Origin of the sequence: Nonomuraea sp. NPDC050786, from assembly GCF_040654115.1 — a bacterium.
In the GTDB taxonomy this organism is placed as follows: domain Bacteria; phylum Actinomycetota; class Actinomycetes; order Streptosporangiales; family Streptosporangiaceae; genus Nonomuraea.
The window spans coordinates 28927-51753 of record NZ_JBFAHJ010000039.1; the positions used below are offsets into that span (position 1 = coordinate 28927).

The 22827-nt window shown below is 69.2% G+C and carries 36 protein-coding genes and 1 pseudogene; 7 read left to right on the plus strand and 30 right to left on the minus strand.

From position 1 onward, the window contains the following. Positions 1-49: 49 nt before the first annotated feature. The 17 genes from AB0H84_RS45750 to AB0H84_RS45830 all read right to left on the minus strand — a co-directional run bounded on the left by AB0H84_RS45750 (position 50) and on the right by AB0H84_RS45830 (position 8386). Positions 50-673, minus strand: coding sequence for a hypothetical protein (locus tag AB0H84_RS45750; protein ID WP_357619306.1), 624 nt, complete (start codon positions 671-673; stop codon positions 50-52). Further along, on the minus strand, positions 670-996 hold the full coding sequence (locus AB0H84_RS45755) for a hypothetical protein (RefSeq protein WP_357619308.1): 327 nt from the start codon (positions 994-996) through the stop codon (positions 670-672). Before AB0H84_RS45755 ends, AB0H84_RS45750 begins: the two co-directional genes overlap by 4 nt. Beyond that, positions 993-1739, minus strand: a complete 747-nt coding sequence (locus AB0H84_RS45760) for a protein phosphatase 2C domain-containing protein (RefSeq protein WP_357619310.1) — start codon at positions 1737-1739, stop codon at positions 993-995. Before AB0H84_RS45760 ends, AB0H84_RS45755 begins: the two co-directional genes overlap by 4 nt. A 15-nt stretch (positions 1740-1754) precedes the next feature. Then, positions 1755-1898 carry a hypothetical protein gene (locus AB0H84_RS45765; RefSeq protein WP_357619312.1) on the minus strand — a complete coding sequence of 48 codons (144 nt, stop codon included), beginning with the start codon at positions 1896-1898 and terminating at the stop codon, positions 1755-1757. Continuing rightward, on the minus strand, positions 1895-2185 hold the full coding sequence (locus tag AB0H84_RS45770; RefSeq protein WP_357619314.1) for a hypothetical protein: 291 nt from the start codon (positions 2183-2185) through the stop codon (positions 1895-1897). The genes AB0H84_RS45765 and AB0H84_RS45770 overlap by 4 nt, the downstream gene beginning before the upstream one ends. 191 nt (positions 2186-2376) lie before the next feature. Next, positions 2377-2733, minus strand: coding sequence for a hypothetical protein (locus AB0H84_RS45775; RefSeq protein ID WP_357619316.1), 357 nt, complete (start codon positions 2731-2733; stop codon positions 2377-2379). 531 nt (positions 2734-3264) lie between these two features. Next, positions 3265-3597: a hypothetical protein gene (locus AB0H84_RS45780; protein WP_357619318.1), complete on the minus strand. Its 333-nt coding sequence runs from the start codon at positions 3595-3597 to the stop codon at positions 3265-3267. Next, positions 3594-4772 (minus strand): hypothetical protein, encoded by a 1179-nt coding sequence (locus AB0H84_RS45785; protein ID WP_357619320.1) that lies wholly within the window; start codon positions 4770-4772, stop codon positions 3594-3596. Before AB0H84_RS45785 ends, AB0H84_RS45780 begins: the two co-directional genes overlap by 4 nt. 361 nt (positions 4773-5133) lie before the next feature. Next, the gene (locus AB0H84_RS45790; protein WP_357619322.1) at positions 5134-5361 is read right to left on the minus strand and encodes a hypothetical protein; all 228 of its coding nucleotides are present in this window, start codon (positions 5359-5361) and stop codon (positions 5134-5136) included. Between the two features lie 284 nt (positions 5362-5645). Next, on the minus strand, positions 5646-5957 hold the full coding sequence (locus AB0H84_RS45795) for a hypothetical protein (protein ID WP_357619324.1): 312 nt from the start codon (positions 5955-5957) through the stop codon (positions 5646-5648). Then, positions 5954-6295: a hypothetical protein gene (locus AB0H84_RS45800; protein WP_357619326.1), complete on the minus strand. Its 342-nt coding sequence runs from the start codon at positions 6293-6295 to the stop codon at positions 5954-5956. The genes AB0H84_RS45795 and AB0H84_RS45800 overlap by 4 nt, the downstream gene beginning before the upstream one ends. Next, positions 6295-6570, minus strand: coding sequence for a hypothetical protein (locus AB0H84_RS45805; RefSeq protein ID WP_357619328.1), 276 nt, complete (start codon positions 6568-6570; stop codon positions 6295-6297). Before AB0H84_RS45805 ends, AB0H84_RS45800 begins: the two co-directional genes overlap by 1 nt. Next, the gene (locus AB0H84_RS45810; protein ID WP_357619330.1) at positions 6570-6908 is read right to left on the minus strand and encodes a hypothetical protein; all 339 of its coding nucleotides are present in this window, start codon (positions 6906-6908) and stop codon (positions 6570-6572) included. The genes AB0H84_RS45805 and AB0H84_RS45810 overlap by 1 nt, the downstream gene beginning before the upstream one ends. Beyond that, entirely contained in the window at positions 6905-7132 is a 228-nt protein-coding gene (locus AB0H84_RS45815) for a hypothetical protein (RefSeq protein WP_357619332.1), read from the minus strand. The genes AB0H84_RS45810 and AB0H84_RS45815 overlap by 4 nt, the downstream gene beginning before the upstream one ends. Beyond that, positions 7129-7677, minus strand: a complete 549-nt coding sequence (locus AB0H84_RS45820) for an NUDIX hydrolase (RefSeq protein ID WP_357619334.1) — start codon at positions 7675-7677, stop codon at positions 7129-7131. Before AB0H84_RS45820 ends, AB0H84_RS45815 begins: the two co-directional genes overlap by 4 nt. Next, positions 7674-8069, minus strand: a complete 396-nt coding sequence (locus AB0H84_RS45825; protein ID WP_357619336.1) for an RNase adapter RapZ — start codon at positions 8067-8069, stop codon at positions 7674-7676. The genes AB0H84_RS45820 and AB0H84_RS45825 overlap by 4 nt, the downstream gene beginning before the upstream one ends. A 95-nt stretch (positions 8070-8164) precedes the next feature. Next, complete coding sequence (locus AB0H84_RS45830) at positions 8165-8386, minus strand: hypothetical protein (RefSeq protein ID WP_357619338.1); 222 nt, start codon at positions 8384-8386, stop codon at positions 8165-8167. Positions 8387-8801: 415 nt separating this feature from the next. On the opposite strand from AB0H84_RS45830, the gene AB0H84_RS45835 reads away from it, so the two are divergent. Next, a complete protein-coding gene (locus tag AB0H84_RS45835) occupies positions 8802-9383 on the plus strand; it encodes a hypothetical protein (protein WP_357619339.1) in 582 nt (193 codons plus the stop codon). A gap of 11 nt (positions 9384-9394) precedes the next feature. Here the strand turns inward: AB0H84_RS45835 and AB0H84_RS45840 are convergent, their stop codons facing one another. The 12 genes from AB0H84_RS45840 to AB0H84_RS45895 all read right to left on the minus strand — a co-directional run bounded on the left by AB0H84_RS45840 (position 9395) and on the right by AB0H84_RS45895 (position 17900). Beyond that, on the minus strand, positions 9395-11494 hold the full coding sequence (locus AB0H84_RS45840; RefSeq protein WP_357619341.1) for a hypothetical protein: 2100 nt from the start codon (positions 11492-11494) through the stop codon (positions 9395-9397). A 46-nt stretch (positions 11495-11540) separates the two neighbouring features. Then, a complete protein-coding gene (locus AB0H84_RS45845) occupies positions 11541-12836 on the minus strand; it encodes a hypothetical protein (RefSeq protein ID WP_357619343.1) in 1296 nt (431 codons plus the stop codon). Next, positions 12833-13276: a hypothetical protein gene (locus AB0H84_RS45850; RefSeq protein ID WP_357619345.1), complete on the minus strand. Its 444-nt coding sequence runs from the start codon at positions 13274-13276 to the stop codon at positions 12833-12835. Before AB0H84_RS45850 ends, AB0H84_RS45845 begins: the two co-directional genes overlap by 4 nt. 12 nt (positions 13277-13288) lie before the next feature. Next, entirely contained in the window at positions 13289-13915 is a 627-nt protein-coding gene (locus AB0H84_RS45855; RefSeq protein ID WP_357619347.1) for a hypothetical protein, read from the minus strand. Beyond that, on the minus strand, positions 13860-14150 hold the full coding sequence (locus AB0H84_RS45860; RefSeq protein ID WP_357619349.1) for a hypothetical protein: 291 nt from the start codon (positions 14148-14150) through the stop codon (positions 13860-13862). Before AB0H84_RS45860 ends, AB0H84_RS45855 begins: the two co-directional genes overlap by 56 nt. A 174-nt stretch (positions 14151-14324) precedes the next feature. Beyond that, a complete protein-coding gene (locus AB0H84_RS45865) occupies positions 14325-14762 on the minus strand; it encodes a hypothetical protein (protein WP_357619351.1) in 438 nt (145 codons plus the stop codon). 270 nt (positions 14763-15032) lie between these two features. Then, positions 15033-16115, minus strand: coding sequence for a hypothetical protein (locus tag AB0H84_RS45870; RefSeq protein ID WP_357619353.1), 1083 nt, complete (start codon positions 16113-16115; stop codon positions 15033-15035). 60 nt (positions 16116-16175) lie between these two features. Further along, positions 16176-16496 carry a hypothetical protein gene (locus AB0H84_RS45875; RefSeq protein ID WP_357619355.1) on the minus strand — a complete coding sequence of 107 codons (321 nt, stop codon included), beginning with the start codon at positions 16494-16496 and terminating at the stop codon, positions 16176-16178. After that, a complete protein-coding gene (locus AB0H84_RS45880; protein ID WP_357619357.1) occupies positions 16493-16993 on the minus strand; it encodes a hypothetical protein in 501 nt (166 codons plus the stop codon). The genes AB0H84_RS45875 and AB0H84_RS45880 overlap by 4 nt, the downstream gene beginning before the upstream one ends. After that, positions 16994-17218, minus strand: a complete 225-nt coding sequence (locus AB0H84_RS45885; RefSeq protein ID WP_357619359.1) for a hypothetical protein — start codon at positions 17216-17218, stop codon at positions 16994-16996. Continuing rightward, positions 17215-17529, minus strand: coding sequence for a hypothetical protein (locus AB0H84_RS45890; protein ID WP_357619361.1), 315 nt, complete (start codon positions 17527-17529; stop codon positions 17215-17217). The genes AB0H84_RS45885 and AB0H84_RS45890 overlap by 4 nt, the downstream gene beginning before the upstream one ends. After that, the gene (locus AB0H84_RS45895) at positions 17526-17900 is read right to left on the minus strand and encodes a WhiB family transcriptional regulator (protein WP_357619363.1); all 375 of its coding nucleotides are present in this window, start codon (positions 17898-17900) and stop codon (positions 17526-17528) included. Before AB0H84_RS45895 ends, AB0H84_RS45890 begins: the two co-directional genes overlap by 4 nt. A 292-nt stretch (positions 17901-18192) precedes the next feature. Here AB0H84_RS45895 and AB0H84_RS45900 point away from each other — a divergent pair, with 292 nt between their 5' ends. From AB0H84_RS45900 to AB0H84_RS45925, 6 genes and pseudogenes are all read left to right on the plus strand, one after another. Next, a complete protein-coding gene (locus AB0H84_RS45900; RefSeq protein ID WP_357619365.1) occupies positions 18193-18984 on the plus strand; it encodes a UTRA domain-containing protein in 792 nt (263 codons plus the stop codon). 174 nt (positions 18985-19158) lie between these two features. Then, positions 19159-19344: pseudogene (locus tag AB0H84_RS45905) on the plus strand (helix-turn-helix transcriptional regulator); the annotation flags it as partial. 198 nt (positions 19345-19542) lie between these two features. After that, positions 19543-20520 (plus strand): hypothetical protein, encoded by a 978-nt coding sequence (locus AB0H84_RS45910; protein ID WP_357619541.1) that lies wholly within the window; start codon positions 19543-19545, stop codon positions 20518-20520. Between the two features lie 40 nt (positions 20521-20560). Further along, positions 20561-21316 (plus strand): GntR family transcriptional regulator, encoded by a 756-nt coding sequence (locus tag AB0H84_RS45915; protein ID WP_357619367.1) that lies wholly within the window; start codon positions 20561-20563, stop codon positions 21314-21316. Positions 21317-21348: 32 nt separating this feature from the next. Further along, on the plus strand, positions 21349-21810 hold the full coding sequence (locus tag AB0H84_RS45920) for a hypothetical protein (protein WP_357619369.1): 462 nt from the start codon (positions 21349-21351) through the stop codon (positions 21808-21810). A gap of 139 nt (positions 21811-21949) precedes the next feature. Further along, the gene (locus AB0H84_RS45925) at positions 21950-22339 is read left to right on the plus strand and encodes a hypothetical protein (RefSeq protein WP_357619371.1); all 390 of its coding nucleotides are present in this window, start codon (positions 21950-21952) and stop codon (positions 22337-22339) included. 70 nt (positions 22340-22409) lie between these two features. On the opposite strand, the gene AB0H84_RS45930 is transcribed toward AB0H84_RS45925, so the two are convergent. Further along, positions 22410-22805 (minus strand): hypothetical protein, encoded by a 396-nt coding sequence (locus AB0H84_RS45930; protein WP_357619373.1) that lies wholly within the window; start codon positions 22803-22805, stop codon positions 22410-22412. Positions 22806-22827: the final 22 nt, after the last annotated feature.

Genomic DNA, 22827 nt, shown 5'->3' on the forward strand with positions numbered 1-22827 from the left:
GGGGGGCTGGTGCTGACGGTGGCGCGTCAGCACCAGCAGGTTCGAGCGTTCAGATGTCGCGCGGGTAGTCGCTTTCGCCGTGGCCGTCCGCCCGGTACCAGTCGGAGAAGTTGCGGTCGTGGTAGTCGGTGGTCAGGTCGGAGCCGTCGTAGTTGTACGCCCACGTGATTTCCTGAAGGGCTTCCTTCAGCGCGGTGAGCTGCGGCCCGGCCACTCGCCACTTCATCGACTGGTCGTAGGGGTCCGGCTGGTCGATCCACCAGTCAGCGGGTACGCCCGTGATGGTGATGTGGATCGATCGGCCGAGGCTGTAGTCCTCCTTCTTCACCGAGAAGCGGACGCTGGCGGGGGCGTCCCCGATCGGCTCGGGCACTTTGACCTCGCCCGGATTGGCCGGCTGCCGCCCGAGCTTGCGCAGGAGGGCGATGTCGGCGCGGATCAGCTTGGTCAGCTCGGCAGACGGGATGTAGCCGGTGTACTTAGAGCCGTACGCGCGGCGGCCCGGCCCGTGGTAGCCGGGCGTCCCGACCGAGGTGGTGCTGTTCTGGCCATCACGCTCAGCGCGGGCCTGTAACCGGACCAGCAGGCGGCGGGCCGCCTCGCGTTCCTCCTCGGAGGTCTTGGGGTGGTCGATGAGCGCCACGCACGCGTCGATCTTGCTGGTGAGATTCATGCGTCGCTCCCGTCCGGGATCGGGTCAACAGGGGTGAGGCTGGAGCGGCCAACGCACAGCAGCCGAACGCCGTCCTCCCGTAGCAGCTCGTATCGGGGCCACAGGTGGCCGTGCTGACGGTCGAACAGTTCGCCCGCGCGGGCCTGGTCGCGTCGGCTAAGGGACCAGTACCACTGCTCCCACAGCTCATCGAAGGCTTTGTCGCAGCGTTCGCAACTGCACGGGCCGACGACGGTGTACGTGCCGTACTGCTCGGGCAAGGAGCCGTAGTAGACGACCACGGCCCCCGGCGCGAGCGGTTTGGCGGTGGCGGGGGCGGTCACGCGTCGCTGCCGTTCGGGATCAGGTCAACGACCGCGATGGTGGTGTTGTCCTGCGTGCCCCGGCCAAGCCGAGCGATCTCCAACAGCCGCCTCAGCACGCACTCGCCGTCCCACTGCGGGTCGGCGACCTCCGCGAGGGTCGGCAGCATCCCCGCTACGTGGTCGCCGTCGCGCTCCATCCACGGCAGGTGCGCGGTGACACCGTCGCTGGCGACGATGACCCGGACGAAGTCGTCTGCCTCGGCGGTGTGCTGGTGAGGCCACGGCCCGTCCGACTCGGCGTAGGGCGACTCGTCGTGCTCCTCGGCCACGTTGCACGGCGTCATGCACGGGTGGCACGACGGGACGGTCAGGCCGACGACCTCCCCGTCCCGCCTCACGGCCCAGGCCGGTGAGTCTCCCGCCCAGGCGAGCCGCAGTTCGCCGGAGGCGATGGCGAGCATCGTGGCCGTCGTCACGCCGCGCTGGAGCTTGGGCGCATAGTGGTTGCGCCCGTTGACGTGCGTGCGAGCCACGTCCATGCCCTCGACGGGGCTGCCAGTGGAGGCGGTGACGGCAGCGCCGACCTGCGCGGCGATCTGCGCGCACTCGGCGGCGTCGCCGTCATCGCCCGCGCCGTCCGCGATGGCGATGGCCAGCGCGCGGGCGCCGTTGCACACGCTGATGCAGTCGGCTTGGGTGTTCCGGCCGCCGATGACGGTGTCGTAGTGGATGCGGGCCACGCCGGGCACGTACTCGTACATGTGGGTCTCCCTCTGTCACAGGCCGGGGTCGGCGTCGGAGATGGTCAAGTCGTCGAACCAGTCGGCGGGGTCCTGCATGAGCACGCAGTCGTCGGCGCACTGCTGGCCAGCGGGGGCGCCGCACTTGGGGCACGGCCGGTCGAGGTCGAAGACGGTCACAGCGCCTCCATCGCGGCGACCCACTCCTCGTCGGAGTTGAAGACCCGCTTGCAGCCGTTCGTGCCTTCGGTGCAGCGGGACTGGCCGGGCTTCAGGCCCTCCTGCTCGGGGTAGATGACCTTGCCGACGTAGCCGACGACCGAGCCGTGAGTGCAGATGCCGCGCCTGCGGAGGGCGGCGAGGCGGTTGCCCTCCCTCTCCATCGCGGCCTGCTCCAGGTCGGCATCCCGGCGCAGGGTCTCGATGGCTTCCATGTCGGTGCCGTAGTCGTCCTCGAAGTAGGACATGTTGGTCTCCCATCGCGTCGTGCGGTGATCGGTTGCGGTGTGGCCCGCGCGGTGCGTTATCGTGGGAGCACTGGTCACGTACTCCCTCTTGGTGGTGGGGGTTCAAAGCTGGTTAGCGAGCCGGACCCATGTGGCGATGGGTCCGGCTCAATCCGTTTCGGAGGAGCTTCGTTGGCGGTAACGCCAACGAGCTATCCGGCGAAGGCGTCGTACCGGCGAGCGTGCTCAGCGACGTGGTCGAGCATGCCCTTCACGACGTCGTTGTCCAGCGCGCCGTAGTCGATCGGCGTGACGCGGGGGTCGTAGCCGTGGTTCAGGTGGAGCCAGCCGTGCGCCCAGGACTGGACGTCGTTGGCGTAGCCAGGCAGCAGGTGGTGAAAGTCGCCACCCGTGACCGGCTCCATGAGTGTGGCGATGGCGACCGCGACCGCGTCGAGCGCGTGCTCGGGGCGGGCGCCGGCGTCTCTCGCGTCGGCGAACACCTGGGAGGGGGTGAGGGTGTTGATCTGGTCGGCGGGGATGCGCTGGTCGGGGGTGGGCTGGTGCATGGTTCCTCCTGGGGTGTTTCTGCTGGTCACTGCCTGTTTTGATCTTGTGTGGTGCTGGTTCCAGTCTACCATTTCGCGCACGTTTGTATATGTAACGCTTTTGCGCAGATCAGCGCCTTAGCGATCTTGTCTGTACGCGATTCTGAGCCAAGATCATCGTTGGCGGTATCGTCAACGCCAACCATCGGCCAAACGGCCAGCAGCGGCCACCATGAAGACCATTCCATGCGTCTCCGCGCCAACCGCGCCAGCCGAGCCGCCGGAACACGACAGGAACGGGCCTCGTGTCGCACGACAAGATCAGATCTACGGTGTAAAGCCGGGCGTACCGCACAACCGCGTCCCCACCCAGCCGCCGCACGCCCCTCCCCCGCCGCCCGGGGCGCGGCCCCATGGCATCGAGAGCCGGAATCCTGCCCGCATGTCCGGTATTACCGGTAGGGGGAGCAGCCACGCCCGGCAGCGACGAGGAGAGCTGTGCGTCGCCCGCTCCTTTACTACGTAGATTCGATCTTGTCGCGCGACACACGATCATGACCCGCTCTCCCGCGCCGCACGATCAGCTCGAGCACGCTCCCGAGCCCGCGCCAGCGACGTGGCCCGCGCCAGCGCCTCCCGAGCCGCCTCGATCTCCTCCTCGCTGAGGCCGGCCACCCTCTCGGGCTCCGTCGCCCAGCGCACCCGCTCCAGGTCCCGCCCAACCTGCTCGTCGGCTTCTGCCCCCCGCCAGCTCGCGTCCGGCCGCCACTCCCGGCGCCGACGCGCGGACTCCTGCTCACGCTCCTGCATCGCCCGCGCCGCCCGCGGCGACGTGGCGGCCAGCCACTCGCGGGCCAGCGCCGCCCATGCGCTCGCGTCCGTCATGACGACCTCCGCGCCAGCCACGCCTCCAGCATCGCCTCCTTCTCCCGGCGGCGGCGCTCCAGCTCCGCCCGCGCCGACCGGTACGCGGCGTTCGGCCCGGCCGCCGGAGCAGCAGACGCTGGAACCACTGCCTCGAGACCCGCCTCCACGGCGAGCTCGGCGGCCGGGCGCGGCGCGGGCACCAGGCCGGCCGCTGCCGCCAGCCGCTCCTGTTCCTGGCGCCGGGCCTCCTGCTCGGCCCGCCGCTTCGCGTCCGCTGCCGCGCGGCGCTGCGACGGCAGCGGGAGCACCAGCCCGTCCGGCCCGGTCCACGCCGCGAGCCGATGCCGCACCCAGCCCGCCGGGTTCCGGATCTCCCGGACGCTCGACCACGTGTACGTCCACCGGCTGTCGTCCTCCCGCACGTCCAGCCCGTGCAGCACGTCGGCCGCCGTGGCTCCCGCGTCGAGGAAGGGCTTCAGCAGCCATCGCAGGTACCAGGCCGTCATCAGCCGCAGCACGGGCGACTCCTGCCGGAGCCGCTCGCACATCAAGAGTCGATCTCGTTTGGTCCGAGGCGTCGCGTGCAGGCTCCATGTCGGCGAAATACGGGAATGATCACGGGAGCGGTCACGGCGTGCCTCGCGCGCGCGCGTGGGATCTAGATCTCTCTTAGGGAGAGATCTAGAAGGGGGTTCACTTATCTGTTCAGGCTGGTCAGCGGCATGGCCGTGGCCTTGATCACGGTGCAGGTCGGCACGATCGCGAGCCGAGACGCGCGGCACGCACAGCACCCAGACGGCGGCGCGGTTGCCGAGCCCGTCATCGAGGAGGCCCGCCATGGTGCCCTTGCGGTACTGGCAGGTGGTGCCCTGCTCCACGACGCCCAGCCAGCCGCGCACGCGCAGCCAGCGCACCCACCGCTTCACGGTCGCCTTGCCCAGGCCGGTCACCTCGACGATCCGGCCGATGGTCGGCCGGGCGCACATGGTGTCCCAGTCGGCCGCCCAGACGATGAGGTTGGCGACGCGCATGAGGTTGGCGTAGCCGTCGCACCGAAGTTCGAGGACCTCCGGGTGTTCCTTCAGGGTGCGCAGCCACACCTTCTGTGAGCCGGCCCGGCGCATGCCGCGCGGTACGGACGCGGCGATGAGCGCCCTCGAGGGCGCTTGCATGAGGTCGGGCAGGTCCGACACGCCAGTGACGCGCCGCCAGAGGACGCCGTCCCGGCGCCGCGTGGTGGGCGTTTTGGTGGCGCGTGTCCGACACGCCACAGTTCCTGATTCGGGGCATGCTGGCATGGCCCCGTGTTGGGATGCCATAATGGCGATTGCCTTTCTGATGTGGGTCAGGAGGCACGACAAAGCCCGCGGGCGGCCATCCAGGCCGACGCGGTCATACCGCCGGACGATCCTCCTTGTCGCTCAGCTCTACCCGGCTGCCAACCATGGGAGCTGAGAAACGTAGAGGGTCGTTGCGTCTGAGAATGCCGGGCTCTGCCCGGCTTTCTTATTTTCTGGGGGTTGTCTCCTTCACGACGGGGCGCCAGCCGTACGGTTAGGCGGCCACCATCTCGCCGGTGTGCAGGGGCAGCTGTGCTTGAGCCGAGCCCGGCGCCGAAGCAAGCCCGAGCGCCATCAAGACCAGGTGCTCTACAGCTTCCGAGCGTGACATGCCCAACTGCTCCAGCGCGTCGATCGCGTCCACGGCCTCGTGTCGCTTGAAGCGCACAGTCTCCTGGGAGACCGTGGTCTTGGGCCGTCCAGGTTTGCCTCTGCTGCTCATGGTCGCCAATCATGGCGTATAAGCGAGTCGCGATTCCATATCCACGCGGGCGTGTCGCGCAACGACTTTCCGTGTTTTCGATCATGGAGGAGCCTTTCCCGCGCGACCTGAGGGGCTGGCGGCCGGGTGACCGCGTCTCCCGCACCGCTCCCGAGACGATCTTTCCTCGGTGCGCGGCGCGAGAGACGCGATCAACGCGCGTCGCCTGCCACCATATGGTCAAGCGTTCGATTCTGTCTACTGAGCCGCCAGTCAGGGCGCGACCAGCGGTTTTACTTGATCGTTTACTTTGGCAGGAGCGACGCGTCGCTCTTCCAGTCGATGGTCGGGTCGTCGTGCTCCTCGCCCAGGCCGTGCCACCAGTTGGCGCCGCCCTCCTCCTCGACGCGCAGCGCATGCTCGCGGCAGTGCCCGAAGTCGGCCTCCGGGTCCGACGTGTCACCGCAGTATGCGGCCCGGCCCGAGGCCGAGCCGATGTCGTACGAGCAGCGGCCTTGCCGGAACAGCGCCACCTCCTCGGCCAGCCACCGGCCCGGATGCGTGTCCGGCGTGATCCGTGCTCCCTCGGGCCGCCCGTCCATGTGCACGTACATCACGGCTGGTCCTCCCGGAGCATGCGGATCACGTCGTCCACGGGCACCAGATCCTCGGCCGGGCACGGCTCGGTAGGCGCGGCCCGGATCGCCTGGAGCACGCCCGGCAGGCCCCGCACCCACATCGTCGTCGTCACGCTTTCAGCGATGCGGGTCAGGTGCTCGACATCGCCCGTGCGGAAGTACCTGAGCATGGCGGCGAAGGTGTTCTCGAACAAGCTGCGCCGTTCGGCCGGGGTGAGCTGGTCGTAGACGGCCAGGGCCTTGGGGAGCCGGATGGCGGTGCCGGGCGGAGTGACCTGGCCACCGCCGTGCTGTGCCGGGCCATTTGCGTGCCGCATCACGCCCACCCCTCCCGAGCGATGCCGGAGTCCGGCGGCGGCTCCCACAACTGCATGCCGGTGACCCAGCTCAGCCGAATGACTCGGGGAGCGACATCGCCGGTCGGGGTGAGCTGGGCGTACACCGACATGACCACCTTGTCGGGCGGCTCTGCCAGGTCATTGGGGTTGAGCAGCATCTCGTACTGCCCCTCGCTGACCTGCGCGTATAGCTTGCGCGGTGTGCCGTCGTCTCCCGCGTACGTGATTTCGACGTTGCGGAACAGCTCGTCCATCAGCTCCCCCTGGGCAGGAGGCCGGCGACCCACGCGGACAGCCCGCGGCGCCGCTGCTCCTCCTGCTCCTGCTCGGGCGGCAGCGCCGAGCAGGAGTCGGCATGCCCCTGCGCACCCGCGCGGGCCTTGTCCAGATCGCGGTACGCATCGTCCTTGAAGACGCCGAGCCCGCCTGCGACGGAGCAGCCCAGGCAGCGCCAGTTAAAGCCGTCCACCTCGAACGACGTCTCCTGGTGGTAGTAGCCCCGGTAATCAGTCTTGGTGGTGAACCGCTGGTGATGCAGTTCGACGACCGCGCCGGCCCGGTTGGCGTAACGGGTAATGACCTCGCCGCTCACCGTGCGTCCCCCACGACCTCATACACGTAGATCATCGCCCTGTAGCCAACTCCCGACGCGTCCTGAGCCACGTACGTGGGGTCGAGCCACAACTGCACGCCCTCGCCGAAGAAGTCCGTCGCCTCGCTGAGAGCCTTCTGCTCCATGCTCTGAGCGTCGTGCCCGAACACGTTGGCGGCATAGCCGCGGCCGGTGTCCGGGCGGTTTTCGTTCTGGTTCGTCATCCGATCGTTCTTTCGTGGTGAGGGTTGGCGGCGATGTGGTCGAGCAGGGCGAGGTCGTCGCGGCTGACCTCGACCAAGCCCGCGTCGGCGAGCCACTGCACCCAGACCGGTTCGATGCCGGGCCGGTCGCGGAACTCGCCGGCGGTGAGATGACCGCGGGCGTAGGCGAGCGTCGTCTGCGTCAGCGCCTGGAGCTCGTCCGGCCGGAGCCAGCGGGCGTTGCGGGTCTCCCGCGCGCTCGGGTTCAGCTCGCCGACGACCTCGACGCGGAAGATCTGCCACTGGTGGCCGACACCGCGCGGGCCGGGCAGGCGGCGGCACCGGTTCGGGCGCCAGCAGCCGGTGACCAGCTCGGCCATCGCGACGGTCAGCCCGACCTCCTCGAACACCTCCGCGCAGACGGCGTCCATCGGGCCGCCGTGCCCGTCGATGTGCCCGGCCGGCCCGGCGGCGCCGGGCGGGTCGGTGTTGCGGTCGAACACCAGGAGGCGGCCCCCGTCGTCGAAGATGAGGGCGCCGACGCTCGCGTTGTCGCAGACCTTCACGCCTGTACCTCCTGCGGGGTGAGGAGGGGTTTGTCCATGTCGCGGTGCTGGACATCGACGATGTTCGCGCCGGACGCCCACACCAGAGCGGCGGTTTCCTCGGCGAGGGCGACGGCGCGGTGTCGGCCGCCGCTACATCCCCAAGCCACGGTCACCGGCTTCTGGGCGTCGGCGGCGAGAGCAGACGCGGTGGCCGCCACGTTGCGGAGCAGCCCTATCGCGCCGGGCGTGTCGAGCACGTGCTGACGCACCCGCTCGTCGAGACCGGTCAGCTCCCGCAGCTCGATGTCATCGAAGGGGTTGCTCAGGACCTCGCGCACGTCGAGCAGGATCTCGGCCTTCGGCGGGGGTTCGTGGCCGAACCCGAACGAGACGACACGTATGTGCCGCATCACTTCTCCTTTGGTCGTTTGTGATCATGTTGTTTGGTCGAGGGGTGGGGCTGGCACGGCAACGGCTGAGCCGCGCCAGCCCCGGTCAGGGAGGTTCACTGGCCGGCGGGAGCGCCCGCCTTGAAGATCGTGATGTCGGCCCTATAGCGGTGGCCGCCCAGGGCGGCGCCGCTGTTGTCGGTGCTGGTGAACGGGTGATGGGACAGTGGCGTCTCCCAGTCCTGGAAGAACTCGCGGGCGGCTGCCGCCGCGGCGGCCACCAGCTCACGCTCGGAGTTGCCGGTCACCTTTGCGAGATAGGTGTTGGTGTTGGGCACGTGAGGTGATCCCCTTTCGTCAGGCCCGTCGTGGGCCGGTTCCCCTGCGGCCGGATGGCCGCAGGAAGCTTGTGATCTGATCGGCCACCACCGTGGCCGTGAGAGACAGGACGGTCCCGGGGACAGTGCCCCACGTGCGGGTGGCCAGGAGAGCAGCCGCCGCCGTCGTTAGCGTTACCGCCAACCGGCGTGCGCCAAGGCGTGCCCCGCCGGTTGCTGCCAGGCATGCAACCATCACCGTGGCGGGCACCACCACCAGCAGATCCGCGCGGCTCACCCCCGCGGCGAGACCGAGCAGCGGGGCCACGCCCACCCATCCGGCCAGCATCAACACCCGCATCAGCAGGCGCACATCGTGATCACTGCGGGAATTCCGTCCTGTACGACGTGTAGGGGTCGGCCTTACCATGCGCGCATGCAGGGTTCCCATGCCGAGTCCTATGCGCAGCTCGTCCGCGACCGGGTCGCGGAGATCCCCGTGCCCGATCAGTTCCGCGATCCGGACGTGCTCATCGGGGACGGCCACACCGTCACCGTTGCCCGCGCAGACCAGGACCGGCCGCGGCCGGTCCTCACCGTGGGCGAGCGGCTTGCCGTCGAAGCGCCGCGCGACGTCGTCAAGGGTGTCGTTGCCGTGCACGTCGCTCGCGCTCACCTCGGCAGCCCCTCGCCGACCGGGCAGTGGGCGCCGACTCTGCTCATTTTCAGCGGCGTGTTCTGCGTCTTCGGCCTTGCCACAGGCTTGGCTCCGTTCCTGTTCATCGGCGGTCTCGGCGTGATCGGCGGCGTGCTCGGCTGGCGTGCCCGGATCGAGGCCGCGCACGAACTGCGTGCCCGGGTGCACGAAGCTGACGAGCTGGCCGCCTCCTGGGTGGGGCGGCAGAGCGTGGTGGACGGGCTGCGGTGGCTCGCCGACCGCAGCGAAGCCGATGCCCGCCCCAGCAGGCGGCTGGATCCCCCGACGTTCCATGACCGGCTCGCCCAGCTCGGCTCGTGACCGCACGCCGGTCATGACGCCTTCCTGACTCGCAAGTACCGGGTGCCTTTCTCGTCAACCGGCGTCACCTCGCCCTTGCCCTCAAGGGAGCGAACGGCCACCAGCACGGCCATCGGCTGCATTTGAGTGGCCAGCTCCAGGTCAGTGATGGTGAGCCCTTGATCGGCCCCGTCGAGCAACGGCAGGATCGCGGACTCGGCAACCGCGAGTTCGCCTGGGGTGAGCTGCACGAAGTTGATCAGCTTGCCGATGTCGGTGGGGTCGTCGAGTAGACCCGCCGCATCGTCGCCGAGTTGAGGCAGGTCGGGCAGCTCGGCGTCATCGAGGTCAGCGAGGTCGTCCGCGTGGCCGTGGGCGCTGCCGGTATCCAAGCCCACGCCGGCGGCGGAACTCGCGGAGGCTGCGGCTTCGGCGTCGGCCGGGTCGGCGGGCAACCACTTGATCGGCGCGGGCGGCTCACCGCCTAGGACGGCATGCAGGTTGTCCACGTCACGGATGCGCATCATGACCGGACGCATGGTCGCGCCCTTGACGTAGCCGCAGCCCTTCGTGTGCCCGCCGCCGGGGAACGTCAGCTTGATCATGTGCGGGTAGACGTCCATGTACTGGCCGATGGTCTGCTGCGCGATGAACGGCGAGCCGTTGCGGAGCAGGATCACATTGCCTGCGTTGAGCAGGCCCAACATGTCGCCGCCGCCGAACGAGTCCACGTAGGCGTTCTGGTCGATGATCCATGGGACGATGCCGCACTTGGAGCCCTCAGCGAGGATGTCGTACACCATCGCGGCCACGTCGGGATCGCGGACAATCTTGTGATACTCATCCAGCGCGAGCACCAGCATGTCGAGGTCGTGCGCACCGGGCCGGTCGTAGGACTGAACCCCGCGCCGCTTGTTGCCGTGCCGGTCGATCCACTCGACCGTGGACAGAAGGCGGCTGCGGCGCTGCATCTCCGCATGGACGTGCTCCACCAGCACCTTGATGCCGTCCAGGCCGAGCCCGACGCCGTTCTTCGGCAGGTACGGCAACAGCTCAGGGCAGCTCTGACCATTCTGCGGATCGCCGTACAGCAGCCGGATCGGCTTGCCCTTGAACTCGCACGCGGCCGACCGCAGCAGGGTGCTCTTACCGGTGCGCTGCGCGCCGATGATGGTGACCGGCAGAGGGCCTGACCCGACCTCCCACAGCTGAAGAGCAGCGTCACCGCGGCCATCAGCGAACGGGCCGATCCTCCAGATACCGGTGTCCATGTCGAGGCCGGGCTGGGTCCACCACTGGACGTCTTCGACGGCGAGCCGGTCGAGGAATGTCACCTCGGCTGCGTTGAGCACCTGGTCGTCGGGCTCCTCGATCTGGATGCCGTCGATGGTGCGGCCGAAGTCGCCGCACACCTTCTCACGGGCGGCTATGGCCTCGCTGGTGATGTGCCCGTCGAGTTGCAGCCGATAGTGGACGCCGCGGGCGCCGCCGTACTCGAAGGGGGTGCGGTTGGTGAGCTTGGAGCCGGGCAGTGCGCCGCGGTTCTTCTTGCCGGTGGTGGCGTCCCAGCGGAGCACATACGGGTCCGGCTGCTCCGCCTGCGGCGCGGGCGCGGCCGGGGCAGAAGCCGCCAATGCTTGCCGCTTCGGTCGGTTCGGCAGGCTGATGCGGGTCCGGTGGCGGTAGATGCGAGGGATGATCGCCAGTCCGGCCCCGGTGAACATGAGGGTCTGCATCCAGCCGTCCGCGCCGACCTCGGCAGCGAGGGCCAGCCATGATCCTGCGGCGGCCCACCACCAGCGGGAAGCGAGCCGCTCACGCAGCTTCGGAATGAGGGTGCGGACGAGAGCAGTCACGCCGTACGCGCCCACCGCGCCGGCGGCGACTTGCCAGCCGGGCACGTCGAGAGCGTGCAGGAGGATGCCGCCACCCCACACGGCGGGGACGGTGGCGTGCGCGGGGAGGGTGTGGCGGAACCGCTGGCCACGCTTCTTGAGTTCGTCCCAGCTCCAGGCAGCGACCAGCCCGGACACGCTCTCCTGCTCCGGCGGCGGAGGAGGAGGGTTGGTCGGCGGCACCGGGCCGGCGGCCTGCGGTTGAGGCTGCGGCGGTGCGGTGGGCGTGGCGGCCACGGGAGGTTCTCCTTCGAGGGTCGATCGGTGATGGGGTCAGCCGGGCTTAGTTCTGGTACCAGCGCAGGTCGCGGACCGGGGCAACGGTCATCCTGCGGGCGGCGGCGGCCATCTGGCCGTGGTCGCGGTCCAGAGCGTCGATGGCGGCCTTGAGTGAGACGGGAACACCGCCCGAGACACGAACGAGCGCGGCAGTGGCGGCGGCGGCCTGGTAGGCGTGCGTGACCTCGCGGTGGGCCTGGAGCCATGCTTCCTGGCATCGGCGGACCACGTTCGGGCCAAGCCCGTCCGCTTGGGCGGCCAGCAGCATGTTCGTGGCGACGGCCAGTTTCACCCGGCAGCGCTGCGCCTGCATGACGGCCAGGCGGTGCATGTGCTGGGCGGTGCCGAGGTCGGTGAGGTTGGCTTTGCGGAAGCTGAGCAGCCAGTTCCGGAAGATGCGGTAGCCGAGCGTGCGGAGGGCGGTCCGGATGCCAGCCACGGTGGGCACCTGGGCCATGGTGCGGCGGCCGGCTGGCACTAGGTCCATGTCGTCCACTCCTTGCAGTTCGACGGGTGCGATGACCTCGACGGGTTCGATGACCGCGACGGTGGCTTCTGGTGGCGGGTCGGCGGGCGGGAGTGCGGTCGGCTCGATGGGCTCGGTGACCGCCGTGACGGCGGGGATGTGCTCGACGTGGAGGTCGATCCCGCCTGGCGTGTCGAGGGTGGGGAGGCTGGGTAGTTGCGGTTCGGGAAGCTGACGGGGATCGGGGATCGTTGCGAGCCAGTCCGGGTCCGCCTCACCCAGCGCCGGTGGCCGGGCCAGGTCGGGCGGCAGCGGGGGCGGCGCGTTGCCGCTACCGCCGCCGAGCCAGTCCCGCACCCGGTCGAGTGGCCCACGCTGGATCACGAGGGCCTCGGCCGCCGAAGGCTGATCCGGCGGCGGAAGCTGGTCCGGGGCGACCCGATCGACCTCCACCTCGACGTCCCACTCGGACAGGTCGGGCAGGTCATCCAGGTTGGTCGGGGGCTCCCACGCTGGCCCGTCGTCCTTCGGCGCGGGCTTTGGCCGGGGTGGTTCGATCGCCGGGCGGCTGGTGTCCGGTCCTGCGCCGATGCTCTGCTTGACCCAGGTGAGCGCGACGTTCGTGACCTTCTTGGTGAAGGTCTGCTCGACGGTCGTCGTGGCCGGGTCCGGCTCGAACGATGGTGCCTCCTGCCCCTGCCCCTGCTCCTGCTCCTGCTGGGCCTGTGGCTCGGGTTCGGGCTGCTCCCGCTCGCGCCGTAGCGCGCTGAAGAAGTACAGCCCGCACCCGGCCACGAGCAGCAGGCAGACCACGATGGCGGCGACCTCTCTCATCGGCCGACTTTCGCGGTCGCGACGCTGTCCTTGGTCGTGTCAGCCTGGTTGACCATGTCCGTGTGAATGCTCGCACCCCATATCGCGCCGAACGCGATCATGGCGATCTGCGGGGCGATGAGGCAGGCCAGCAAGGTCCTCTTGTCGGGAACCCCGTCCTTGAGGTCGATCCCGACACCGACCGCAATCATCGTCGCGGAGGCGATGACCGACAGGGCGGCGATCACGACGCTGTTCGCCAGCCATTCGCCCAGGTTGGCGGACCAGCCGCCCACAGGGGTCAGCATGCCGAACAGCCCAGCGAGCAGCAGCGCGCCGGCGGCCCCGTACGCGACCTTGGTACGCGGCTGGTGTCCCTTGCTCTTGTCCTTGCGCCGGAACTTGCCCAGGGCCAGGCCCGCGCCGAGGAAGAAGGCGGCGAGGACGTTGTACCACTCCATGATGAGTCCTTTTCAGTCAGTGAAGATCGAGAGAATGAGTGGCCACCAGAACGGGCCGGTGGCCATCAGCACGTAGAAGGTCGTCGCGGGAAGCCGCGTGACCTTGAGGTTCGACCAGACCACCGCCGACCACCAGGCGACCCACACCCGGCTGAAGCCGTGCAGGGCATCCAGCGGCGGCAGCTGCGAGCGGTACAGGCCGGGCAGACCCTCCTTGCGGAACTTCCGCAGGCGGCGCCGGTAGTCGCCCGCGCCCAGCCACGCCACGGCGGTGAAGACGAAGCACCAGGGAAAGGCCACCCATGCGCCGTGGAGGCGGCAGACGCCGCCGAGAAGGCCCGACTCCCATGGCACGTAGCTGCCGTCCTTGTGGTAGGCGCGGACGGTCGCCGTCGATGGGAGCCGCTGAGCGCCGAGTGCGGGCATCCGGGTCTCCAGCAGGTCAAGCCACGTGAGGTGGGGCCGCGCGGCCGGCGAGGCAGCAGGGCGTGGCGGCGCGGGCTGCTCGGCGGGCTGGTCCTCCGGCTCCTCCTCCACGGCGGTGGTCACGGTGGAGGTGGAATCGGCCGGGGAGGTGCTGGTGTCAGCGGCGCCGGAGGTGGGCCTGCTGGCGAATGGTGATCTGATTCTTCCGCTCATCGTCTGCCTCCTTCCGGGTGTCGTAGGCGACCTTCTCGATGTCTTCGGCCAGGTCGCGGCATGCCTCGTCCGCTCGGGCGGGCAGCAGCTTGGCCAGGTCGGTCATCTCGGCGAGCATCAGGTCCAGGGCCGCGATGAGGAGTTCCCGGCCGGTAGTGGCGTCCCGCTTGCGCTGCTCGTAGACCTCGTCCCGGATCTCGATCCGGACCTGTGCGCGGGTGACTCTGGGCGCCATCCTCACCTTCCGGGTTGTGACCGTCCGTAGTTCCGGGTACGATGCCCTCGCGCGTGCGCGCGCTGGCGCGCGGGCGCGCGAGCGCGCCACTACGTGTAGGGGGTCCTCTGAACCCCCTGGTGGGGGCCTCCCCCACGCATCGGATGCCCTGAGCCTGGTTACGGACCGTCACTTTCACGGGTTGCCTCCGAAGAACCGGGCAGCCTCCGAGTCCCAGTCCACGACCGGCAGTTCGACCCCGGCCGGGGTCACGTCGGCGGCGGCCGACAGGTACGGCAGCAGCCAGCCGCGCTGGACCTCGACGAGCAGCACCGTCACCCGCTCCCCGTCGTCCGAGCCGGGCTGGGACAGCTCCCACACCACGGATTCACCCCTGACCTGCGGAAACATGCTCAACAGGAGCCCGCCGCCCAGCTCGGACCGCACCTCGTGGGTGAGGCCGCCGGCCAGGTCGGCGTGCGGGACGAGCAGCGTCCACCCGTCCACGAGGACGGTCACGTGGTGGGGCTCGAGGCCGGGGCCGTAGACGAGTTCGCCCGCGAGGATGTCGCCGGTCGCCATGTCCCGGACGGGCAGCGGCATGAATCGGGCGAGGATGTCGATGGCGGTCATCGCGGGGAACTCCTTGGGGTCCGTGAGTGGAACTGGACGGGGAACTCGGAGGGAGCTCGGAGGGGAACTCGCGGCCCCCGGGAGGGGAACTCGGAAGGGAACTGGACGGGGAACCCGGAGGGGAACTGCGGGGGGAACTCCGGGGCGGTACGGAGGGAACTCCAAGGGGAACTGGGGGCGGAACTCCGGAGGGAACTGGAGCCCCCGCGCGGACGGAACTGCGTCGGGAACTGGCGCCCCAGCGCGACGCGAGCCGCGCCAGAACCCCGGCTACGGGACCGCACGGAGACGCACCTCCTCGCCGCCGTTTTCGTCCTGACCGTTTCCACGGCCGGGCACCAGCTCGCCGATCAAGTCGCGGGCGTACCTCGGCGAGCAGCTGAGAGCGACGGCGAGGTCGCTCGCCTTCATGTCGGGGGTGTCGCGGAGTAGGGCGGCGGCGCGGTCACGCACGCTCACCTGCGGCTTACGGTCGGTCTTGGAGCCCCGCCCGAGCGCTTTCCGCTGCCCTTTACTCGCGGTGCCGTTCCTGGTGAGCTCCAGTCGGACGCGGGCCTCGGCCGCGATCTCCGCTTGCCGGACACGGTCCTCGATTTCGGATGCGGCGTCCTTCCGAATCTGGGCCTCGGCCTGCTCCCAGCGGGCCGCGAACTCGTTCCGAAGGGCCTGCTCCTGCTCGACCAGTTCCTCGCTGTGCGCCTGCCGGAGCTCCGCGAGTTCCCTGCCGTGTTCCTCCGTGAGTTGCCTCCGAACCTCCGCGACTTCCGCCCGGCGTTCCTCCGTGAGTTCCCTCCGGAGTTCCGCGATTTCCGCGTCCTTGTTCCTGGCGAGTTCCGCCCGTAGTTCCGCCTCGCGGGCGTCTTGTTCCGCCGCGAACTTCCCCCGGATTTCCCTCTCCAGGACCGGCTCCAGTTCCCTCCGGAGTTCCTCCAACTGGACAGCCCGGTTGTAGGAGTAGCCGACCCCGGACAGCGCCAGGAGAGCCATCACGGTGGACAGGTCGAGAACGAGCGGGAAGAGGATGGCCAGCCCTTCGTCACCGTTGACGAAGGGCAGCACGATCTCCTTCTGTGCGTTCACGCTGAGCGCCATGCCGCCCAAGAACACCAGTCCGACGCCGGCCTTGAGCGCGGGGGCGGCGTAGGGGTCGGTGAGCAGGTGAGCCAGGAGGGCGGCGGCGATGACCGGCGCGATGCCGATCAGGAAGCCTGCCACTGCCATCGCGTAGTTGCCCTCTTCGGCCTTGCTCATCGCGTGCATGACGCTCAACGTCAGGGAGATGGCCCCGCAGAACACAAGCAGGCCATAGAGCGGCCATCTCACGTGTTCGTGGGTGCTGGGCTGGGCGTTCACGGGGTTATCTCCTCAAATGGTGCGGCGATGTTGATCTGTGGTGGTGGGGGTACTGGCGGGTCAGTGGTGCGCCATCTCCGGCGCGGCCTTGGCCCGGGTGCACGCGTTGGCGTGCGCCTCGGCCTTGGCGAACGGCTCGCCGGTGCGGCTCGTCCCGCAGGTGCACTCCCAGGCGCCGGCCTGGTCGAGGGTGGGGCACTTGTCGATGGCGTGTGCCTCCCACTCGACCGGCCCGGCCAGCCGGTAGATCTCGTGGACGATCCCGCGGGGAGTCCGAGTCATCGAGCACGGCACCCCATCGGGCGAGCAGTGCGTGCCGATCGAGTTCCTGATGTTCTGGCACGGGTTGCCGTTGCTGTGGCCCAGGCTGAACAGCTTCATCGGTCGCCTCCCATGCAAGCCGTGAGCTTGGAGACGATCCGCGTCGCGCGGGCCTCGTGCTTGGCGTACGCGTTCGGGAACGCGCTGCCCTGGACTGCCTGGGCCGCCTCCGTCAGCGGCCGGGTCTTCCAGCGCGGGACCTTGACGAGCCGCGCATAGAAGCGACGAGCGCTCGCAGCCGGATCGGTGCGGTTGCGGCCCCAGTGCGGGTGCTGCTGGAAGACGCCGACCGCCTGGCCGCCGTCGCCAACCTCGTTCTCGTCCAGGTCGGATTCCTGGAGAGTGGTGGCGATGGCGATGACCTTCGCCCGCTCCGGCAGGCCCATGTCGTCGGCGACCTGGAGGACCGCGCGGGCGTTGGCCGCCTGCGAGCCGGTCAGGCCGGCCCGGCAGCTGCCCGAGACCGTCTTGCTCGCCTGGGCGTCGGCCTCGCAGCCCTTGGCCGCCATGGGGAGGGCCGCGACGACCACGGTGGCGAGGGCAATCTTCGCGATCATCTAGCGGCCCTCCCCTCTCCGGGAAGGCACGCGGCCAACGGGGTACAGGTAGATCCGGTCCGGCTCGTCGCGCCAGCGGACCTTGACCATGCCGATGTCGAGGCAGTGACCGATGATCGTGTACGGCCGGGAGCGCCGGTACGAAGCGACGATCCCCACGGTGGGGATCGCCATCGTGACCAGCAGACCGACGATGGGCAGGATCGTGTCGAGGGTGATGTTCACGCCGCGCCCCCGTTGTGGGAGGTGACGTGCTGCTCGGCGTCGGCCAGCGTGCCCGGCTCGTTCGTGGCGTGGCAGCCGGTGCAGCTCCACACGCCGTTGCTGTCCAGGCTCGGGCAGTGGTCGGCGCGGGTCGCCGTCCAGGTGACGGTGGGGCCGACGTCTCCGCCGAGCGTGACGAACCGCTCGTGGTAAGTGATTGCCAGGTCGTCGGCGGACCGCATGAGGTGGCAGACGCTGCCGGGCATGCCCGGTGCGACGTCCTCGGTGTCGTGGCTGTCGATGTGGGGGCCACGGTCAGCGGAGAGGATCATGCCGACGCCTCCGCCCGGAGCTTGTCGGCAAGGGCCTTCACGTACCGGCGCCGCTTGCTCGGGGTCAGTCCTCCGGCCACGCCACGGACGGCGGTCGAGACCGAACTGCCAGTGTTGGCGACGATCAGGGCCTCGTCGATCACGTGGAGCCGGAAGCAGGCGGCCTGGACCCAGCAGCCGCGGCACGCCTTTTCCGCGTCGGCGTCTCGCCAGTTGTCAGGGAACCACTGCTCGGTGTTCTGGCGGACGCATTTGCCCCGGAGGCGGGTGGCTTCAGCGAGCCGGATCTGCTCAGCCTTGAGCCTCTGCTGGAGGGTGGCGGCCGGCTTGGGTTTGGGCGCGGCGGCCACGGGTGCGATGATGGTGGACATCAGGTGTGATCTCTTTTCGCGAGGAGAACCTGATCGCGGCCTCCGCCCTCCGGTGTTGCACCACCGGGCCCAGGGCGGGGGCCGTTCTGTTGCGGCGGCTCAGTTGCCGACGTTGCACCGCCGATGACTTAGCCGTGTCGTGGTTGATCTTCCTCGTTTGCACCCGTGGAAGACTCAACCATAGCAATCGTTTTAGCGCTCTAAATTTCTAATAGGAATGTAGGCCCCTTCATACGCTCTCGTCAAGCGGCCCGCTACATTAGGGGGGACTCCTCGCGAAAGGAACCCCTCTGTGGACCTGCATGAGATCGCCAAGGTTGACGACCCCATCACCCGAGGCCGCCTGCTCACCGAGTACATCGACTCCGCCCGAGGCCGAGTGGACGAAGCCGCCACCATGCGACGACACGCCATCGCCGAAGCACGCGAGCGCGGCTACAGCGTCGGCCAGATCGCGGACCGTATCGGCGTCACACCCAGCAGGGTCTCCCAGACCTCGAAGGGCGCAAAAGCCCCGGCCGGCCCAGCGGAGCCGTACCCGCGTGTCCTGGTTCAGCGTCAGCTTCCGACAGACCCAGCAGTCCGTGGGTCGAAGTCGCTGTTCCTCACCGAGGCCGCAGCCCAGGGCATCGAGCCTGGCCGCCGCATGCTGTTCGTGGGACCCGAACCAGCCAAGGAGGAGATCGCGTCCCGCTTGGGCGTCAGCGAAGGCGACACCGTGATCGCCAGGCGGAAGCTGATGACCGCGAACGAGGTGCCCGTCCGCATCGCGACGAGCTACTTCCGCGAGGACCTGTTCGGTGACACCCGGATCGCTGAGCCGGAGTTCGTGCTCCCGACTCTTCAGGCCGCGATCGAGGCTCTGGGTTACCAGTTTGGCCGGGCCGACGAGGTCCTGACGATCCGCAAGGCGACGCCGTTCGAGGCGCACACCCTGGACCTGGACCCGGGCGAGTGGGTGGCCCAGATCATCCGCGCCAGCTACAGCACCGAGGGAACCCCGATCCACACGTTGGAGACCATCTGCGCGGGCAGCCGTCACGTCTTCCCCATCGGGCAAGCCGCAGGCGCCGACCAGTTCTGACCCGCCTTGCGCACACTGTGCTATCGCTGCATTGCGCATAGCAGACCTCCACGGTCCGGGTTACCCTGCGAACGGAATCTCGGGTTGAGCAACACGCTGCTCCCGTGAACGAGCGTTGACAACCGAGGTGTTGAGTGAGGGTGTTGACTGTTGCGCAACACCCAAGGAGGCGAGATGCCAGACGGAACCGCCGCCGCGTTTGGGCAGGTCTTGCGCCATCTCCGCGAAGAGCGAGGCTTTTCCTGCCGAGGTCTGGCCAGGGCCGTGCACGTCGATGCCAGCCACATCTCCCGAGCGGAGCGGGGTCTCGTCCTGCTCTCTCTTCAAGTCACACAGGCCGTTGACCAGGTACTTGGCGCCAATGGAGTGCTGGAGGTGTTGCGTACGAACACCGGGTGTTGCGCAACAGAATTGTCAACACCCACAACGCCATCCTCTGCCGATGTTCCGGGCATCCTGGAGATGTCGAGTTCTACCCCCCTGCCCGCAGAGGGCGGGGACGCCTACGCTGAGGACACGGTCACCGTGCCGATCAGCATTGCCGGGAAGGTGGTCCACGTGTCGTTGTCCCGTCGCACGCTCCTCGGGGTCTTGGCGGCCGGGGGCGCCGGAGTGATCCCTGCCGCGCCGGCCACGGCGTCGGGTCCGACGTGGCCCCGGGACGAGGATCCTGTCGCCTACGCCACCCGCTTCCTCGTTGGGCATCAGGACGCCCACCATCTTTTCCCTCCGAGCGTGCACATCGAGGCGCTCCGTCGTCGCCTGGACGGGATCGAGCAGATCCGGCAAGCCAGCGATGCGGCCACCCGGCGCAAGCTGCGCGCCGTGCAGGGCGCGTACGCCGAACATCTGTCGTGGCTGTCCAAGGAGGCCGGCGACGTGACCGGCTGCCTGGCCTGGGCCGAGCGCGCCGCGCTGTGGGCGCTCGACGCCGGCGACCACCCGATGGTCACCTACATGCAGCTGCGGCGCGCGTCGGTTGCTCTCGACCAGCGCGACCACCAGACCGCCGTGGACCTGGCCGAGCAGGCAGTCAGCGCGGCCTGGCCGCTCCCGCCCGTGCTGCGCGGCATCGGCCACGCCTACCTCGCCCGCGGCCACGCGCTCGCGTGCTCCAGGCCGGACGCCGACATGGAGCACGCCAACGAGCTGCTAAACGAGCCGAAGGGCGAGGACACCCCGGGGTATCTACGCTTCTACGGACGCAGCTTCGCGGACGCCGAGTCCGCCACCGCGTACCTCGAGGCGGGCCGTCCGGGCGAGGCGATCGACCTGCTGACCCAGTGCATCAGCGGCATCCCGCCGACGCACCGCCGCGACAAGGCGTCGTATCTGGCGAGGCTCGCGCACGCCCATGCCGCCGCCCAGGCGCCGGACGCCGCGGCGGACACGGCGAGCGAGGCGCTGGTCATCGCGACGGAGGCGGGCTCGCAGTCGGTGCGGGCCGAGCTGATGCGGCTGAACACGGTGTTGATGTCGCGGTGGCCGGATCAGCCGCAGGCGTTGGCGTTCAACGAGTTGATCACTGCTGCGTAACCCACTCGACAGGCGCATGTTCTACGTATAACATGCCCGCATGGCCGAGAAGCGCACGCCCCTCTACGTCCAGGCCGCCGACGACCTCCGCGCCAAGATCCTCGACGGCCGATACCCGCCCGGCAGCGTCCTGCCATCCTCGCGGGAGCTGCGCGAACGCTACCTGATCGGCTCGGACAGCACCCTCAACGAGGTCTACAAGATCCTCAAGAGCGAGGGACTGATCCGCCGCAACGCCGCCGTAGGCATGATCGTCCAAAACCCGAACCCGAAGATCGTGGACCTGATCCTGCACAACCCGACCGGCCATGGCCCTCTCCCCTGGTCCGAGTGCTGCAAGCGCGCCGGTCTGGACGGGATCATGGTCACCACTGACGTCCACCCCGCAGCCGCCAGCGCCGAGGCGGCCGAACTGCTCGGACTCGGCGACGGCGACCCGGTCGTACGACGCGACCGGCACGCCACCATCGGCGAGGAGGTCGTCCGCCTGGATGTGGCGTACTACCCGGCCGAGCTGGTCGAGCGCACGCCGATTGCCACCGAGCGCAAGGTGCCTGGCGGCATCTACGCCACGCTGGCCCAGGTCGGCCACTCCCCCGCCGCGGTTACCCGGCGCGCAGTCCAGGCGCGGCTCGCGACCGGCGATGAGACCTCACGCCTCAAGCTTGGCAAGGGGGCGTGGGTGCTGGCCGCCGACCAGATCATCGCCGACGAGCGCGGCCGAGCGCTGGAGCTGCTGCGGATCGTGGCGAACCCCGTACGAGTCCGGTTCACGGAAGAGAACATGTCTCTGTAGACCCCCATCCATCAGCCGAAAGGAGTCCTGTCATGGCAAGCATGACCGTCCATCCCCCGCCGATTCCTGAGGAGGTGCGCATCCTCACGGGCACCTCGAACTCCGACGAGATCACCCCGGAGGACCACGGCATCGACAGCGCCACCGAATGGTGGTGCGAGGCCATCCGCCGGCCCCGGTACGGCGACGCCGTCGCCTGGGTCCGAGGCCCCGGCGGCAGGCGGTACGACTCGTTCCTCATGGTGACCTTGCCCGCCAACGACCTGGACGACGCGGAGCGCACCGGTCGCTACGCGATCGAGGTCGCTCGCCACCTCGCGCGCGTCATCGCCGACCCCGACGACCGCCAGGCGTGGGACACCTTGCAGGAGCTGCTCTCCCCGGACGGCCCCATGGGCGGCAGCTCCAAGCGGGCCTGGCACCGCATCCACCAGTGGCTCCCCAACGCGCGCCGGGCGACAAGTATGCTCGACATGCCGAGTGTGGACATCTGACCCACCATGCTCCCCGCACCTGCGGGGATGATCCATTGGCGGTGCTCACACCCGCCTTGCTCCCCGCGCACGCGGGGTTCTCTCTCCTCTCCGCCTGAGCGGAGATCCACCCTTCACCACCCCGAGAGAGAGATCCGTCATGCCCATCACCATCCACATCCCCCACAACCTCGACGACCTGCTCGGCCGCCCCCGCGACGAGTACACGCCGATCCTGGAGATCGACCATCAGGCTCGGCAGGCGGTCTTCACATTCGCCCCGCTCGACGGCGAGCTGCCGGAGCATCGGCGCGAAAGCCGCCACCACGCGCTGCGCGTCGATCTCGGGCACCAGCAGGTGAAGTCGCTCAAGGCCGCTCGCGATCTGGCCGCGCTGATCGAGGCGGCCGACGTGCTTGACGCCCTGTGCGACGGCTGGCGATGGGACTACGACGCCCGCGGCGCGCTGGCATGGATGTACGACGACGACGCGGACCACGCGTTGCAGGTGCTGCACGAGGTGATCGCCCGCTGGCAGCACGGCATCTGACGGCGGAAACGCGAAAGAGGCCCCACCCGCCGGAGCGGGTGGGGCCTCTTCTTGTCTGAGCAGCCGGAGTCTATGACAGCTTTTCCTCCACGACGACCACGTGCGCGACCGGCCCGGACTTCGGGGACACCTGGCCGCGCAGGACCAGGCCCAGCACTGCCGACAGCAGCAGGATGAACGCCGCCGTCTGCGCGGGGGTGAGCACCAGCCAGAAGTGGCTGACCCCGGTCAGGATCGTAGAGACGGCGCCAGTCAGCGTCGAGATCACCCACGGCCGGGTCTGCCAGGCGACGATGAGCGCGAGCACGCCGGAGCCGATGGTGGAGATGTAGCCCGCGGCGGTCTCGGTGAGGCCGAGGGCCGGGATGGTGACCAGGAACGCCAGCAGCGCGTTCATCACGTACGCGATGACGGCGGGCTCCTGGCCGAAGATGGTGCGCGAGTTGGGACGGGTCGTACCGGTCATGAGGGTCCTCCAGAGATGGCGA